Here is a 17,162-nt window from a genome sequence, read left to right on the forward strand (position 1 = left end):
GAGGGCACGGCCGAGAAGCGGGCCGCCCCGGACGGCGGCGACGTCGAGTTCTGGACCGCCGTCGAGCGTGGCGACCTGGCCGCCCTCGCCGCCGAACTCGGCGACGACCTCGACGCCCTGGACACGCTCGGCCCGGCCCTGCCGGTCCTCTCGCGCTGGCGTCGTCACCGGTCCCGGGACACCGCGCTGGACGGGTGGTCGTACCGGATCGGGTGGGAGCCGGTCCGGCCGAACCCGAAGACCAGGCTGTCCGGGCGGTGGCTGATCGTCACCGTCGACAGCGGCGCCGACGCGGGCGTGGCGAAGACCCTCACCCAGGCCGGCGCCCGGGTGGACACGCTCACCGTGTCGTCCACCCTCGACCGCGCCGACCTGGGCGAGCGGCTGCGCCGGATCAGCGGGGACGGCTGGGCCGGGGTGCTCTGCGTCCTGCCCCGCCAGGACCGGCCCCCGGCGCACACGCCGGCGTTGCCCGCTGGCACGGCCGCCCTGCTCACCCTCGTCCGGGCGCTCACCGACACCGGCCTGGCCGGACGGGTGTGGGCGCTCAGTCGGACCGCGATGCCCGTCACGGCCGGCGAACGGGTCGACGACGTCTGGGCGGCCCTGGCCTGGGGCCTGGGCCGGGTCGTCGCCCTCGAACAGCCGGACCGCTGGGGCGGCCTGGTCGACCTGCCCGCCCGCGCCGACCGCGGCGCCCGCGCCGGGCTCGTCGCGGTCCTCGCCGACGGCACCCTGGACCAGGTGGCCGTCCGGCGCAGCGGCATCTTCGGCCGGCGGCTGGTGCCGGCCGCGCCGCCCGCCGGGTCAGGTTGGCGGCCCGCCGGGACGGTGCTGGTGACCGGTGGTACAGGAGCGTTGGGTCGGCACGTGGCCCGCTGGTTGCTGGCGAACGGGGCCGGTGAGGTGGTCCTCGCCTCGCGGCGGGGTCCGGGGGCTCCGGGTGCGGCGGAGCTGGTGGCCGAGTTGGGTGCGGTGCGGGTCGTGGCGTGCGACGTCACCGACCGGGCCGCCGTCGACGCCCTCGTGGCGGACCTGCCGGAGCTGACCGCCGTCGTGCACACCGCCGGAGCGTCCGGCGGCACCACCCCGGCGTACGAGGTGACCGACGGCGAGCTGTCGGACACCCTGGCCGGCAAGGTACTCGGCGCCCTGCACCTCGACGCCGCCTGCCGGGGTCGCGACCTCGACGCGTTCGTGGTCTTCTCCTCGGTCGCCGGTGTCTGGGGCGGCGGCGGGCAGGCCGGCTACGCGGCCGGCAACGCCCTGCTCGACACCCTCGTCGCAGCCCGCCGGGCGAAGGGCCTGCCCGCCACCGCGCTGGCATACGGCCCGTGGGCGGAGGACGGCATGGCCGCCGGGGAGACCGCCGACGGCCTGCGCCGCCGCGGGTTCAGCCCGCTCGCGCCCGACGCCGCCGTCGCGGCGCTCGGCCGCTGGGTGAACGCCCCCGAGGCGGCCCCGGTGATCGTGGACGTCGACTGGTCCCGGTTCGTCACGGCGTTCACCGCCGCACGGCCGAGCCACCTCTTCGACCGGGTCGCCCCCGCCGTCGCCGAGGAGCCGCAGCGGCCGGAGAGCGCCGCCGCCACCGACGGGCTGCGCAACCGGCTCGCCACGCTGCCGGCGACCGGCCAGGAGGCGCTGCTGGTCGACCTCGTCCGCGCGGAGGCGGCGGCCGTGCTCGGCCACCCCACCACCGACCAGGTGCCCGCCGGCCGGGCGTTCCGGGAACTGGGCTTCGACTCCCTCGCCGCCGTGCAACTGCGGGACCGGCTGGGCCGGGTCACCGGCCTGACCCTGCCGTCGACAGTGGTCTTCGACCACCCGTCGGCGGCGGAACTGGCCCGCTTCCTGCGTACCGAAATCGTCATCGGCGCGGACGGCGGCCCGGTCACCGGCGGCGTGGCCTCTACCCGGCCGGCGGCCGACGAGCCGATCGCGATCGTCTCCATGGCCTGCCGATTCCCGGGCGGCGTGTCGTCGCCGCAGGAGCTGTGGCGCCTGCTGGCCGAGGGGGTGGACGCGGTCACGCCGATGCCGGCCGACCGGGGCTGGGACCTCGACGGCCTGTTCGACAGCGACCCGGAGCGGGTCGGCACCAGCTACACCCGCAGCGGCGGCTTCCTGCACGACGTCGTCGGCTTCGACGCCGCGTTCTTCGGGATCAACCCGCGCGAGGCCCTCGCCATGGACCCGCAGCAGCGGCTGCTGCTGCACACCACCTGGGAGGTCTTCGAACGCGCCGGCATCGACCCGCACCGGGTACGCGGCTCCGCCACCGGCGTCTTCATGGGCACCAACGGGCAGGACTACGCCACGCTGCTGCTGGGCGCCCGCTCGCAGGTGGAGGGCTACCAGGCGACCGGCAACGGCGCGTCGGTGGTCTCGGGCCGCCTGGCGTACTCGTTCGGGCTGCACGGCCCGGCGGTCACCGTCGACACGGCCTGCTCGTCGTCGCTGGTGGCACTGCACCTGGCCGCGCAGGCGCTGCGCAGCGGCGAGTGCGACCTCGCCCTCGCCGGCGGCGTGACGGTGATGTCGACCCCGGGCGCGTTCCTGGAGTTCTCCCGGCAGCGCGGCCTCGCGGCCGACGGGCGGGTCAAGGCGTTCGCCGAGGCCGCCGACGGCACGGGCTGGGGCGAGGGCGTCGGCGTCCTGCTGCTCCAGCGGCTCTCCGACGCCCAGCGCGACGGCAACCGGATCCTCGCCGTCGTACGGGGCAGCGCCGTCAACTCCGACGGCGCGAGCAACGGCCTCACCGCCCCGAACGGGCCCGCCCAGCAGCGGGTCATCCGGCACGCGCTGGACAACGCCGGCCTCACCCCCGCAGACGTGGACGTCGTCGAGGCACACGGCACCGGCACCACCCTCGGCGACCCGATCGAGGCGCAGGCGCTGCTGGCCACGTACGGCAGGGACCGAACCGCCGAGCGGCCGCTGTGGCTCGGGTCGGTGAAGTCGAACATCGGCCACACCCAGGCCGCGGCGGGCGCGGCGAGCCTGATGAAGATGGTGCTGGCCCTGCAACACGAGGTGCTGCCGAAGACCCTGCACGTCGACGCGCCGACCCCGCACGTCGACTGGTCCTCCGGCACGCTGGCGCTGCTCACCGAAGCACGACCGTGGGCCGCCACGGACGGACCCCGCCGGGCCGGCGTCTCCTCGTTCGGCATCAGCGGCACCAACGCCCACGTGATCATCGAGGAGGCCCCGGCGCCGGTCGCCGCCGCCGACACCGCAACGTTCGACGTGACCGCGGGGCACGGCGAAGCGCGACGCGACCACCGCGCCGTGGCCCTGCCGTGGCCGGTCTCCGCCGCCGATCTGCCCGCCCTGCGCGAGCAGGCCGGGAGGCTGGCCGACCACGTCGCGACCGGCGACGACCCGGCCGGCCTGGTCGCCTGGGCGCTCGCCGACGGCCGCGCTCACCTCGGCCGGCGGGCCACCGTGATCGCCGCCGACCGGGAGACCCGGCTGGCCGCGCTGCGCGCCCTGGCCGCCGGGGAGGAGCACCCAGCGGTGGTCACCGCCCGGCGACGCGCCGGCGGCCTCGCCGTCCAGTTCTCCGGCCAGGGCGCCCAGCGCCCCGGCGCCGGCCGCCAGCTGTACGACACGTTCCCCGTCTTCGCGGCGGCCCTCGACGAGGTCTGCGCGGCCCTGGACCACCAGCTGCCGCAGCCGCTGAAGCCGGTGCTGTTCGCGGCCGAAGGCAGCGCCGAGGCGGCGCTGCTCGACGAGACGGTCTTCACCCAGGCGGGGCTGTTCGCGCTGGAGGTGGCCCTGTTCCGGCTGGTCGAGTCGTTCGGGGTGGTGCCCGGGCACGTCGCCGGGCACTCCATCGGCGAGATCACCGCCGCGCACGTCGCCGGCGTGCTGTCCCTCGCCGACGCCGCCACGCTGGTGGCCGCCCGGGGAAGGCTCATGCAGGCCCTGCCCGCCGGGGGCGGGATGCTCGCCGTCGCCGCCGACGAGGCGGCCGTCGTCGAGTCCCTGGCCGGGCTGGGTGACCGGGTCGGCGTCGCCGCCGTCAACGGCCCCACCGCCGTGGTGCTCGCCGGGGCCGTCGACTCCCTCGACGGGCTGGAGCGGCTCTGGCGGGAACGCGGGGTGCGCACCCGCCGGCTGCGGGTCAGCCACGCCTTCCACAGCCCGCTGATGGAACCGATGCTGGCCGAGTTCCGGGCCGTCCTCGACGGGCTGGCGTTCGCCGCGCCGCTGCTGCCGATCGTGTCGAACCTGACCGGGCGGCTCGCCGAGCCCGACGAGATCCGTACGCCCGACTACTGGGTGCGCCACGTCCGCGAGGCCGTCCGGTACGCCGACGGGATCGCCGCGCTGCGCGACGCGGGCGTGGACACCTTCCTGGAGCTCGGACCGCAGGCGGTGCTGACGGCGATGGCCGCCAGCCTGCTGCCCGGCGACGAGGACGGCACTGCCGTGGCGGCGCTGCGCGCCGGCGCCGACGAGCCGGCCGCCCTGCTCGCCGCGCTGGCCGTCGTGGACGGCACCGGGCGGGACGTCGACTGGGCGGCGGTGCTCGCCGCGCTGGCCGGCCCCCGCCCGGATCCCCGCCTGCTGCCCGAGCTGCCGACGTACGCGTTCCGGCCGCAGCGCTACTGGCCGACCCTCGACACGTCGCCGGCACCGGTCGCCGACCCGGTCGACGACGCGTTCTGGCGGGCCGTCACCGACGGCGACCTGGGCCGCCTCGGCCTCGACCCGGACCAGCCGATGCGCGAGCTGCTGCCGGAACTGGAGTCGTGGCGGCGTCGCCAGCAGCTCGACGGCACCCTGGCCGGCTGGCGGTACCGGGTCACCTGGGAACGCCGGGCGCTGACCGGCGCCGACCCGGGCACGTGGCTGGTCGTGGCCCCGCCGCACCAGGTCACCGACCGGGTGCTCGCCGCCCTCACGGCCGGCGCCGCGGCGGTGCACCTGCTGACAGTCGACCCGGCCACCGCCACCCGCGACGGTCTGGCCGCCGACCTCGACCGGCTCGCCGCCGCGCACCAGCCGACGGCGCTGCTGTCCCTGCTGGCGTTGGACGAGGCGCCGCACCCGGAGCAGACCGCACTGCCGACCGGCCTGGCGGCGAACCTGCTGCTGGTGCAGGCGCACACCGGCCGCTCCGGCCCGGCCGTACCGCTGTGGCTGGCCACCACCGGCGCCGTCGCCGTCGACGGGGAAGCGGTCGCGCACCCGGCGCAGGCCACCACGTGGGGCCTCGGCCTCGTCGCCGCGCTGGAACACCCCCGGCACGTCGGCGGAGTCGTCGACCTGCCGGCGGGCCCGGCCGAGGCGGCGTACGCGGCCCTGGTCGGGGCGCTGGTCAACGTCGACGGTGAGGACCAGCTCGCCGTCCGGGAGGCCGGCGTGCACACCCGGCGGCTGGTCCGCGACACCGGGCTGCCGGCGGCGGGCGACGGCTACCGGCCGAACGGAACCGTCCTGCTCACCGGCGGGACCGGCGCCCTCGCCCGGCACACCACCGACTGGCTGGGACGCCACGGCGCCGAGGTGCTCCCGCTGGCCGAGCCGGCCACGGGCAAGCTCGGCGACCTGATGGAGCAGCTCGCCGCCGAGGAACGGTCGGTGACCGCGCTCGTGCACGTCCCGGCCGAGACCGGCTCGGTGCCGCTCGCCGAGCTGACCCTCGCCGGCCTGGCCGCCGACCTGGCCGCCACCGTCGGCGACGTCCCCAGGTACGCCGACGAGCTGGCGCACCGCCCGCTCGACGCGTTCGTGCTGTGCACCTCGACCACGGGGGTGTGGGGCGCGGGCGGCCGGGCCGGCCAGTCCGCCGGCGATGCGCTGCTGCACGCGCTCGCGGCGAACCGGCGGCACGGGGGACTGGCGGCCACCGCCGTGGCGTGGGGCCCGTGGAGCGACGACCCCGAGTCGCCCGAGCAGGCGCAGCTGCGCCGGCGGGGCCTGCCGGGGCTGCCCCCGGAGCTGGCCCTCGAGGCGTTCGGTCAGGCGCTGCGGGCGGAGGCGGGGCTGATCGTCGCCGACGTGCGCTGGGACCGGTTCGTGCCGACGTTCGCGTCGATGCGGCCGTGCCCGCTGCTGACGGGGGTCCCGGAGGCGGGCGCGGCGATGCCCGCCGACGACGAGCGCCAGCCGGCGGACGACGAGGCGGCGACCGCGCTGCGGGAGCGGCTGCGGCCGCTGAGCCCCGCCGAACGCGAAGGCGTCCTCGTCGACCTCGTGGGCGGCCTGGCGGCGACCGTGCTCGGCCACGGCGGGGACGCGGGGCTGGAGCCCGACCGGGCGTTCCGCGAGGTCGGGTTCGACTCGATGACGGCCGTGGAGCTGCGCAACCGGCTCCGCGCCGCCACCGGCGTCCAACTGCCCGCCGCCGTGGTGTTCGACTACCCCACGCCGGCGGCCCTCGCCCGGCACCTGCGCGACCGGCTCGCGGAGGACGGCGCCGCCGCGGCGGCCCCGCTGCTCGCCGAGCTGGAACGGCTCGACGGTGTCTTCGCGGCCGACGCGCCGGACCGGCTGACCCGGCAGAAGCTGCTGGTGCAGCTGCAGGCGTTCGTCGCCCGGTGGGGCGACGACCGTGGTCCCGTCGAGGAGAAATCGGCCACGCACACCCTCGACGACGCCACCGATGCCGAGATCTTCGATTTCATCCACCGCGAGCTGGGTGGCCCCGGCGGCAATTTGCCGGGGATCTAGGAATGGTGTCGTACGACCGTTGTCGAAGGTCGTGACACGCTGGGCCGGGCGGGTCCGCGCACCCGCCCGGCCGCACCCCGCGAGGGCGGTGCGCCACACCGGTCGCGGGGCGGGTCGGCCCAGCCTGCGCCCCCGCCACCTAGGGGCACCCGTAGGGGCACGCTAGGGGTTGTGACCGCCGTCCGGCGACAATTACCTTTCGTCCGGCGCGTAAGACCTGGTGGGGGGCTGAAACGCCATTTTGTCTGGCAATTCGTGGTCGGCTGAATGGGTTTGGATCTTCGCGGCTTGTGGCGTCCGTGGACGGTATTGGGTCGCTGTTTCTCTCCGACCCGAAGAGGTGGCGTCAATGGCGACTGAAGATACGCTCCGGGAGTACCTGAAATGGGTGACGGCGGACCTTCACCAGACCCGGAGGAAGCTCGGCGAGCTTGAGGCGGCCAACCGCGAGCCGATCGCCATCGTCGGCATGGCCTGCCGCTTCCCGGGCGGGGTGGCCTCGCCCGAGGAACTGTGGGAGCTCGTCGACTCCCGCCGCGACGCCTACTCCGCGTTCCCCGCCGACCGCGGCTGGGACCTGGCCCGGCTGTTCCACCCGGACCCCGACCACCCCGGCACGTCGTACGTGGCCGAGGGCGGCTTCGTCGACTCCGCCACCGAGTTCGACGCCGCGTTCTTCGGCATCTCGCCGCGCGAGGCGCTGGCCATGGACCCCCAGCAGCGGCTGCTGCTGGAGACGTCGTGGGAGGCGTTCGAGCACGCCGGCATCGACCCCTCGACGCTGCGCGGCCACCAGGTCGGAGTGTTCGCCAGCACCACCGGCCAGGACTATGTGGGGCTGCTCCAGCAGCCGCCGCCCGGCACCGAGGGCTACATCCTCACCGGCACCGCGGCCAGCGTCGTGTCCGGCCGGATCTCGTACGCGCTCGGCATCGAGGGCCCCGCCGTCACCGTCGACACCGCCTGCTCGTCGTCGCTGGTCGCGCTGCACCTGGCCTGCCAGGCGCTGCGGCAGGGCGAGTGCACCCTGGCACTGGCCGGTGGGGCCACCGTCATGTCCACCCCGTCCGCCTTCATCGGCTTCAGCCGCCAGCGTGGCCTGGCCATGGACGGCCGGGTCAAGTCGTTCGCGGCCGCCGCCGACGGCACCGCCTGGGGCGAGGGGGCCGGCCTTCTGCTCGTCGAGCGGCTCTCCGACGCCCGCCGCAACGGCCACCCCGTCCTCGCGGTCGTACGCGGCAGCGCGGTCAATCAGGACGGCGCGAGCAACGGTCTGACCGCCCCCAACGGCCCGTCCCAGCAGCGGGTCGTGCTCCAGGCGCTGGCCAGCGCCCGGCTCGCGCCCGAGCAGGTCGACGTGGTGGAGGCGCACGGCACCGGCACCACCCTCGGCGACCCGATCGAGGCGCAGGCGCTGCTGTCGACGTACGGGCAGGGCCGTCCGGCCGACCGGCCGCTCTGGCTCGGCTCGGTGAAGTCGAACATCGGCCACACCCAGGCCGCCGCCGGCGTGGCCGGCGTGATCAAGATGGTGATGGCGTTGCGGCACGACACCGTGCCCGCCACCCTGCACGTCGACGAGCCGACGCCCAACGTGGACTGGACGGCCGGCGCGGTGTCGCTGGCGACCGAGCCGCAGCCGTGGCCCGCCGGGGAACAGCCCCGCCGCGCGGGCATCTCCTCCTTCGGCATGAGCGGCACCAACGCCCACGTGATCATCGAGGAGGCGCCCGCCGCCGACCCGGCGGACACCCCGGACGGCCCCGCCGCCGCGACCGACCCGGTCACCGCGCCCGTCACCGCCCCGGTCGACGGTGCCGGCCTGGTGCCGGTGCTGATCTCCGCCCGCGACGCCGCGTCCCTGACCGCGCAGGCCACCCGCTGGGCCGACTGGCTCGACGAGCGCCCCGAGCCGCGGCTGACCGATGTCGGCTGGTCGTCGGCGAGCACCCGGGCCGGCCTCGAGCACCGCGCCGTGCTGCTCGCCGGCGACCGCGCCGACCTGACCGCCGCCCTGCGCGCGCTGGCCACCGGCGGCGACGCCCCGGGCCTGGTCACCGGCGCGGGCCCGCGCGGCGGCAAGCTCGCGTTCCTCTTCTCCGGCCAGGGCGCGCAGCGCAGCGGCATGGGCCGCGAGCTGGCCGCCGCGTTCCCCGTCTTCGACCGGGCGCTGACCGAGGTCTGCGCCGAGCTGGACCGGCACCTGCCCCGCCCGCTCGCCCCGGTGCTCTTCGCGCCCGAGGGCGACGAGGAGGCCGGGCTGCTCAACCAGACCCTCTACACCCAGGCCGGCCTGTTCGCCGTCGAGGTCGCGCTGTTCCGGCTCCTGGAGAGCTGGGGGATCGTCCCGGACGTGCTGCTCGGCCACTCGATCGGCGAGCTCTCCGCCGCGCACGCGGCCGGTGTGCTGTCGCTGCCCGACGCCGCCACGCTGGTGGCCGCCCGGGGCCGGCTGATGCAGGCCCTGCCGGCCGGCGGCGCGATGCTGGCCGTCCAGCTCCCCGCCGACGCCGTCCGAGCCGCCCTGGCCGGCGTCGAGGACGCCGTCGCCGTGGCCGCCGTCAACGGGCCCACCGCCGTCGTCGTCTCCGGCGCCGCCGACGCCGTCGAGGAACTCGAACGCCGCTGGGCCGACCAGGGCGTACGTACCAGGCCGCTGCGGGTCAGCCACGCCTTCCACAGCCCGCTGATGGAACCGATGCTCGCCGAGTTCGCCGCCGTGGTGCGCCGGCTGGAGCTGCAACCGCCGGCGCTGCCGATCGTGTCGAACCTGACCGGCGCCGTCGCCGACGCCGACGAGATCCGTACCGCCGAGTACTGGGTGCGGCACGTGCGGGAGGCGGTCCGCTTCGCCGACGGCGTCGAGCAGCTGCGGGCCCTGGGCGTGCGTACGTTCCTGGAGGTCGGCCCCAGCGGGGTGCTCACCGCGCTGGCCCGCGACGTCCTGGCCGACGACGAGACCGCCGCCGTGGCGCTGCTGCGCCGCGACCGCCCCGAGCCCACGTCGGCGCTCACCGCCCTCGCCGAGCTGCACGTCGGCGGGGTGGAGGTCGCCTGGACGCGGCTGTACGCGGGCGCCGAGACCGCGCGGGTGCCGCTGCCCGGGTACGCCTTCCGCCGCCAGCGCTTCTGGCCCGAGCCGCCGCCCGCCGGCCCCGACACCGCCTCCGCCGACGGCGACGACGAGTTCTGGGCCGCCCTGGAGCAGGCGGACGTCGACACGCTGCGCGGCGAGCTGGGCGACGACGACGAGCAGGTGCGGGCGCTGCTGCCGGCCCTGCCCGTGCTGTCCTCCTGGCGCCGGTCCCGGCGGGAACGCTCCCTCGTGGACGGCTGGTCGTACCAGGTGAGCTGGCAGCCCGTGCCGGTCGCGGACGGCGACGCCCCGGCGGGCCGCTGGCTGGTCGTGCTGCCCGCCGAGGACGCGCCGGCGTGGGCCGACGGCCTGGCCGGGCTCTTCGGCGACGCCGAGCCGCTGGTGCTGCGCGTCGGCGCCGCGGACCTGGACCGCGCGGCGCTCGCCGCCCGGCTCCGGGTGCTGACCGGCGGCCGCGCTGTCGACGGCGTGCTCGCCGTCGTCGCCGGCCAGGACCGGCTGCTGCCCGAGCACCCCGGCGTGACCCTCGCCGCCGCCGGCACCCTCGCCCTCGTCCAGGCGATGACCGACCTGGACCTGGTGGCGCCGCTGTGGTGCGTCACCAGCGGAGCGGTGGCGGCGGCCCCGGGCGACCGGGTCACGCACCCGCTGCAGACCGAGGTCTGGGGCCTCGGCCGCGCGGCGGCTGTCGAGCAACCGCACCGCTGGGGCGGCCTGGTCGACGTGCCGGCCACCGTCGACGCCGCCACCACCCGGCGGCTCGCCGCCGTGCTGGCCGGCCACGGCGGCGAGGACCAGGTGGCCGTGCGCCCGGGCGGCACCTGGGCCCGCAGGCTCACCCCGGCCCCGCCGCCGAGCGACGAGAGCCCGGCCGGTGACTGGTGGTCCGGCGCTGTCCTGGTCACCGGCGGCACCGGCGCCCTCGGCGGCCACGTCACCCGCTGGCTGCTCGACCGGGGCGCCGGGCGGGTGGTCCTGGCCAGCCGCCGGGGCGCCGCCGCCCCCGCCGTGGCGGACCTGCTCGACCGGTACGGCGCCGACGGGCGGGTCACCGCCGCCACCTGCGACGTCACCGACCGGCGGTCCGTGGCGGACCTGGTCGGCTCGCTGCCCGACCTGACGGCGGTCGTGCACGCCGCCGGCACCGACCAGCTCACCCCGATCACCGACACCACCCTCGACGAGTTCTCCCACGTCGTCGCGGGCAAGGTACTCGGCGCCCTGCACCTCGACGCCTGCCTCGCCGAGCGCGACCTCGCCGCGTTCGTCATGTTCTCCTCCATCTCCGGCGTGTGGGGCAGCGCCGGGCAGTGCGCGTACGGCGCCGGCAACTCCCTGCTGGACGCCCTGGCGGTCAACCGGCGCGACCGGGGCCGGCCGGCCACCGCCGTCTCCTGGACGGCCTGGGGCGGCGCGCACGGCATGGCCGCCGAGAACGTCGCCACCGAGCAGCTCAACCGGATGGGCCTGCCGCCCGTCGATCCGGAGAAGGCGCTCGTCGCCCTCGACCGGGCGCTGCGGCGGCCCACGCCCTGCGTGACCGTCGCCGACGTCGACTGGAGCCGGTTCCACCCCGCGTTCACGGTGGCCCGGCCCAGCCCGTTCCTCGGCGACCTGCCGCAGGTGCGGGCGCTCGTCGCGCAGGAGGAGGCCGCCGCGCCGGCGGACGGGGTCGCGGCGCCGCTGCGCCACCTCGCGGCGCTGCCGGCGGCGGAGCAGGAGCGGGAGCTGCTGCGGTTGGTCAACGAGCAGACCGCGGCGGTGCTGGGCCACGCCACCCCCGACGAGCTGCGCGGGCGCCCGTTCAAGGACCTCGGCTTCGACTCGCTGACCGCCGTGGACTTCCGGGGGCGGCTGAACGCGGCCACCGGCCTGCGGCTGCCCACCACGCTGGTCTTCGACTACCCGACCCCCGCCGAGCTGGCCGCGCACCTGCGCGAGCTGGTCTCCGGCGCCGCCCCGGCCGACGCCCCGCAGGCCGTCGTCGTCGACGCCGACGAGCCCGTCGCGATCGTCGGCATGGCCTGCCGCTACCCCGGGGGCGTCGACGGGCCGGAGGCGTTCTGGCGGCTGGTCGCCGACGGCGTGGACGCCATCTCGCCGTTCCCCACCGACCGGGGCTGGGAGATCCCCGAGCCGGCCGAGGGGACGCGCCCGCCGGCGGGCGGCTTCCTCCACGACGTGGCGGACTTCGACCCCGCGTTCTTCGAGATCTCGCCCCGCGAGGCCCTCGCCATGGACCCGCAGCAGCGGCTCACCCTGGAGACGTCCTGGGAGGCGCTGGAGCGGGCCGGGGTGGACCCGGCGTCGCTGCGGGGCACCCGTACGGGCGTCTTCGTGGGCGCCTCCACCTCCGGCTACGGCACGGGGCTGACCGAGGTACCCGAGGGCGTCGAGGGCTATCTGATGACGGGCGCCGCGCACAGCGTCATCTCCGGCCGGGTCGCGTACGCCCTCGGGCTGGAGGGCCCCGCCGTCACCGTCGACACGGCCTGCTCCTCGTCCCTGGTGGCGCTGCACCTCGCCGGGGCGGCGCTGCGGCGCGGCGAGTGCGACCTGGCGCTGGCCGGCGGCGTGGCCGTGATGGCCACCCCGACGGCGTTCCAGGAGTTCTCCCGCCAGGGCGGACTCGCCTCCGACGGGCGGTGCAAGTCCTTCGCCGCGACGGCGGACGGCACCGGCTGGTCCGAGGGCGTCGGCATGCTGCTCGTGCAGCGGCTCTCCGACGCCCGGCGGCAGGGCCGCCGCGTCCTCGCCGTGGTACGCGGCTCCGCCGTCAACTCCGACGGCGCGTCGAACGGGCTGACCGCCCCCAACGGCCCCTCCCAGCAGCGGGTGATCCGGCAGGCGCTGGCCGGCGCCGGGCTGGCGGTCACCGACGTGGACGTCGTCGAGGCGCACGGTACCGGCACCGTCCTCGGTGACCCGATCGAGGCGCAGGCGCTGCTGGCGACGTACGGGCAGGACCGGGGCGACGCCGGCCCGCTGCTGCTGGGCTCGGTCAAGTCGAACATGGGCCACGCGCAGGCCGCCGCCGGTGTGGCCGGCGTGATCAAGATGGTGCTGGCGATGCGGGAGGGCACCGTACCGGCGACGCTGCACGTGGACGAGCCGTCGCCGCACATCGACTGGTCGGCCGGCGACGTGGAGCTGGTGACCCGGTCCCGGCCGTGGCCGGCCGCCGGCCGGCCCCGCCGCGCGGCGGTCTCCTCGTTCGGTATCTCCGGCACGAACGCCCACGTGGTCGTCGAGCTGCCCGCCGACGCGCCCGCCGGCGCCGAGGCGGCCGACGCACCGATGCCGCCGCCAGCCGCTGCGGCGGGGGAACGCCCCGCCGGGCTGCTCACCGCCGACGTGGTGGCCTGGCCCGTCTCGGCCCGCTCCGCCTCGGCCCTGGCCGCGCAGGCGTCCCGGCTGGCCCGGCACCTGCGCGCGCACCCCGGCCTCGCCCCGGCAGCGGTCGGCTGGTCGCTCGCCGCGACCCGCTCGGCGTTCGACCGGCGCGCCGCCGTGCTCGGCGCGACCCCCGGCGAGCTGCTGGCCGGCCTGGACGCGCTCGCCGCCGGCACCCCGGCCGGCAACGTCGTGACCGGCACCGTCGCCAACCACGGGGCGGGACCGGTGTTCGTCTTCCCGGGCGCCGCCCCGGCGGGCGCGGTGGCCGAACTGGTGGGCCGCTGCCCGGTCTTCGACGACACCCTCGCCGAGTGCCGGCAGGCCCTCGCGCCCTGGGTCGACGTCGATCCGGCCGCCCTGCTCACCGGCGCGGACGCTGCCTGGGCCGACCGGCCGGAGCTGGCCCGGCCCGTCCGGTTCGCCGTCGGCGTGGCACTCGCCGCCGTCTGGCGGCACGCCGGTGTCACTCCCGCCGCTGTCGTCGGCACCGGCGACGGCGAGGTCGTGGCCGCGTACGTGGCGGGCCTGCTGTCCCTGCCCGACGCCGCCCGCACGGTGGCGATGCGGGCCCGCGCCGCCGCCGGCGGCCTGGACCACGACGGCCTCCGCGCCGCCCTGGCGGGGCTCGCGCCGCAGCCCGGGACCGCCCGGCTGGCCTCCACTGTCACCGGGGACTGGGCCGACGCGGCGGGCCTCGGCGTCGACCACTGGACCGACCCGGCCACCCCGGGCACCGACCCGGCCACCCCGGGCACCGACCCGGCCGTCCCCGGCGCCGGGGACGGGGGGCCGGAGCGGCTCGACGCCGCCCTGCGTGCCGCCGTCGCGGCCGGCCACCTGACCTTCGTGGAGGTCTCGCCGGAGCCGGCACTGGCTGCCGGGATCGCCGCCGCGCTCGACGCCGCCGGCACCCCCGGACACGTCCTGGACACCCTCGGCGGCTCGGCCGACGCCGCCACCCGGCTGCTGACCGGCCTCGCCACCGCGCACGCCCTCGGCCTGCCGGTGGAGCACCGCCGGCTGCTGCCCGAGTCCGAACCGGTCGACCTGCCCACGTACGCCTTCGACCGGCACCGCTACTGGCTGGAGCGCACCGGCGCGCACCGCTCCGTCCTGCCCGCCGTGGGCCTCGACGTGGTGGACCACCCGCTGCTCAGCGCGGTGGCCGACCTGCCCGGCGACGAGGGACTGCTGTTCACCGGCCGGATCACCCTCACCACCCACCCCTGGCTCGCCGACCACGCCGTGCTGGGCATGGTGCTGCTGCCCGGGACGGCCCTGGTGGAGCTCGCGTCCTGGACCGGCCGGCAGGCCGGCGCGGCGACCGTCGCCGAGCTGAACCTGGAGGCGCCCCTGGCGATCCCCACCGAGGGAGGAATCGACCTGCGGGTACGCGTCGGCCCGCCGGACGAGACCGGGCACCGGCCCGTCGCCATTCACACCCGGCGCGACGACGACACCGCGGCCGACGGTTCCCGGCCCTGGCAGCGGCACGCCTCCGGGCAACTCGCCGACACCGCCGACCCGGACCCCGCGCCGGCCGCCGTGTGGCCGCCGGCCGACGCCGAGCCGATCGCCCTCGACGGGCTCTACGCCCGGCTCGCCGCCCAGGGCTACCACTACGGCCCCACCTTCCGGGCGCTGCGTGCCGCCTGGCGCTCGGGCCCGGACATCCTCGCCGAGGTCGCCCTGGACGCCGACGCGTCCACCGACACCACGGCGTTCTCGGTGCACCCGGCCCTGATGGACGCGGCGCTGCACGCCATCGGCGCCAGCGCCACGGCCGACGACCCGGCCGGCGACCCCGCCGGCGGCGCGTCGGGCACCGACGGCGGCCCCGGCATCCGCCCGGGCCTGCCGTTCACCTGGTCGGGCGTCACCATCCGGCCCACCCGTGCCCGCGAGCTGCGGATCCGGCTGCGCGCCACCGACGCCGGCTCCGTGGCCCTGACCGTCACCGACACGGGCGCGACCCCGGTCGCCTCCGTCGACGGTCTGGTCCTGCGGCCCATCTCCGGCGAGCAGCTCAGCGCCGCCCGCCGCTCCGCCAGCCGGTCCCTGCACCGCCTCGACTGGCTCGCCCCCACCACCGGCCGCGCGGACACCGCCTCCCGGCTGGTCGTCCTCGGCGCCGACTGGTCCGGCGCCGACCGGCACCCGGACCTGTCGACGCTGGTCGCCGACGTACGCGCCGGCGCCGCCGCGCCCGACGCGGTGGTGGTGACCTGCGCCGGAGCCGCCGCCGACGAGCCGCACCCGGCCGCCCAGGCGCACCGGGTCGCCCACCGGATGCTCGCACTGGCCCAGCAGTGGCTCGCCGAGGAGGCCCTGACCGCCGCCCGGCTGGTGGTGGTCACCCGCGGCGCGGTCCGGGTCGACCCGGACGAGCGGATCGCCGACGTGCCGGCCGCCACCGCCTGGGGCCTGCTGCGCTCCGCCCAGACGGAGAACCCCGACCGGATCGTGCTCCTCGACGTCGACGTCGACGTCGACGACGACGCCCCGGCCGCCGCGCTGCTGCCGGCCGCCCTCGCCACGGGCGAACCCCAGCTCGCCGTACGCGCCGGGCAGCTCCGGGTGCCCCGGCTGACCCGCCTCGGGCCGCCCCCGGCCGAGGCGTCCGGCCCCGACCTGGCCGCCGGCACCGTCCTGGTGACCGGGGCGACCGGCCTGCTCGGGCGGCTCGTGGCCCGCCGGCTCGTCACCCGGCACGACGTACGGCACCTGCTGCTGGTCAGCCGCAGCGGAGCGGACGCCCCGGGCGTCGCCGCGCTGGTCGACGAGCTGGCCGGACTGGGCGCCACCGTCCGGGTGGCCGCCTGCGACGTCACCGACCGCGAGGCGCTCGCCCTGCTGGTCGACCAGCTCCCCGCCGACCTGCCACTGACCGGCGTGGTGCACGCCGCCGGGGTGCTCGACGACGGTGTCCTGCCGGCGCTCACCCCGGAGCGCTTCGACACCGTGCTGCGACCCAAGGTCGACGCGGCCTGGCACCTGCACGAGCTGACCGAGAAGCTGGACCTGGCCGCGTTCGTGCTCTTCTCCTCGGCGGCCGGCCTCTTCGGCGGCCCCGGGCAGGCCAACCACGCGGCGGCGAACTGCTTCCTCGACGCCCTCGCCCAGCACCGGCACGACCGGGGACTCCCGGCGCTCTCGCTGGCCTGGGGCCCGTGGGTCAACGACACCGGCGACGGGCAGACCGGGCACGTCGACGAGGCCCGGATGAACCGGGGCGGCTTCGTGCCGCTCGGCGCCGAGGAGGGCATGGACCTGTTCAGCGAGGCCCTGCGCTTCGCCGAGCCGGTGGTCGTACCGGTCGACCTGGACCTCGCGTTGATCGGCCGGCACGGGCCGGCGGCGGTGCCGCCGGTGCTGCGGTCGCTGGTGCGGCCGGCGGCGACCGGCGCGGCCCGGGCCGCCGAGCGGAACCCGGCCGAGGCGCTGCGGGAGACCCTCGCCGCCACGGCGGAGGCCGACCGCGACCAGGTGCTCTCCGACCTGGTGCGGACCCACGCCGCCGCCGTCCTCGGCTACGCGTCGATCCGCTCGATCGATGCCGAGCGCGGCTTCGTCGAGCTGGGCTTCGACTCGCTGACCGCTGTCGAGTTCCGCAACCGGCTCAACGCGGCCACCGGCCTGCGGCTGCCCTCGACGCTGATCTACGACCGGCCGACCACGGCCGCGCTCGTCGAGTACCTGCGCGGCGCGCTGCTGGCGGAGCGCAGCACGTCCGCGCTGACGGTGCTCGGCGAGCTGAACAAGCTGGAGCACGCCATGCGCGCGGTGTCCACCGGCGACACCGACCGGGCCGCCGTCGGCGTCCGGTTGCGCGAACTGCTCTCCCTGTGGACCTACACCGAGGCCGGTGCGGACTCCGCCGCCGACGAGGGCACCAGCCTCGAGTCGGCCTCCGCCGAGGAGATCTTCAGCCTGCTGGACGAAGAGTTCGGCTCGGCCTGATCCGGCATGTCGCACACCTCGA

Annotated in this window: 2 protein-coding genes; both read left to right on the forward strand. The window is 77.2% G+C overall.

Going from position 1 to position 17,162, the window contains the following annotated elements; genetic code table 11:
- The coding region (locus HA073_RS08870; RefSeq protein WP_166456118.1) for a type I polyketide synthase at positions 1–6,687 on the forward strand (6,687 nt) is incomplete at its 5' end.
- 349 nt (positions 6,688–7,036) lie between these two features.
- Positions 7,037–17,140, forward strand: coding sequence for a type I polyketide synthase (locus HA073_RS08875; RefSeq protein WP_166456119.1), 10,104 nt, complete (start codon positions 7,037–7,039; stop codon positions 17,138–17,140).
- Positions 17,141–17,162: the final 22 nt, after the last annotated feature.

It is taken from the genome of Micromonospora sp. CMU55-4 (genome assembly GCF_011602315.1).
Lineage (GTDB): Bacteria > Actinomycetota > Actinomycetes > Mycobacteriales > Micromonosporaceae > Micromonospora > Micromonospora chalcea.

Bases quoted from the DNA above. Each gene is read 5' to 3' on its own strand.
- HA073_RS08875 (WP_166456119.1), top strand. From the start codon at position 7,037: ATGGCGACTGAAGATACGCTCCGGGAGTACCTGAAATGGGTGACGGCG.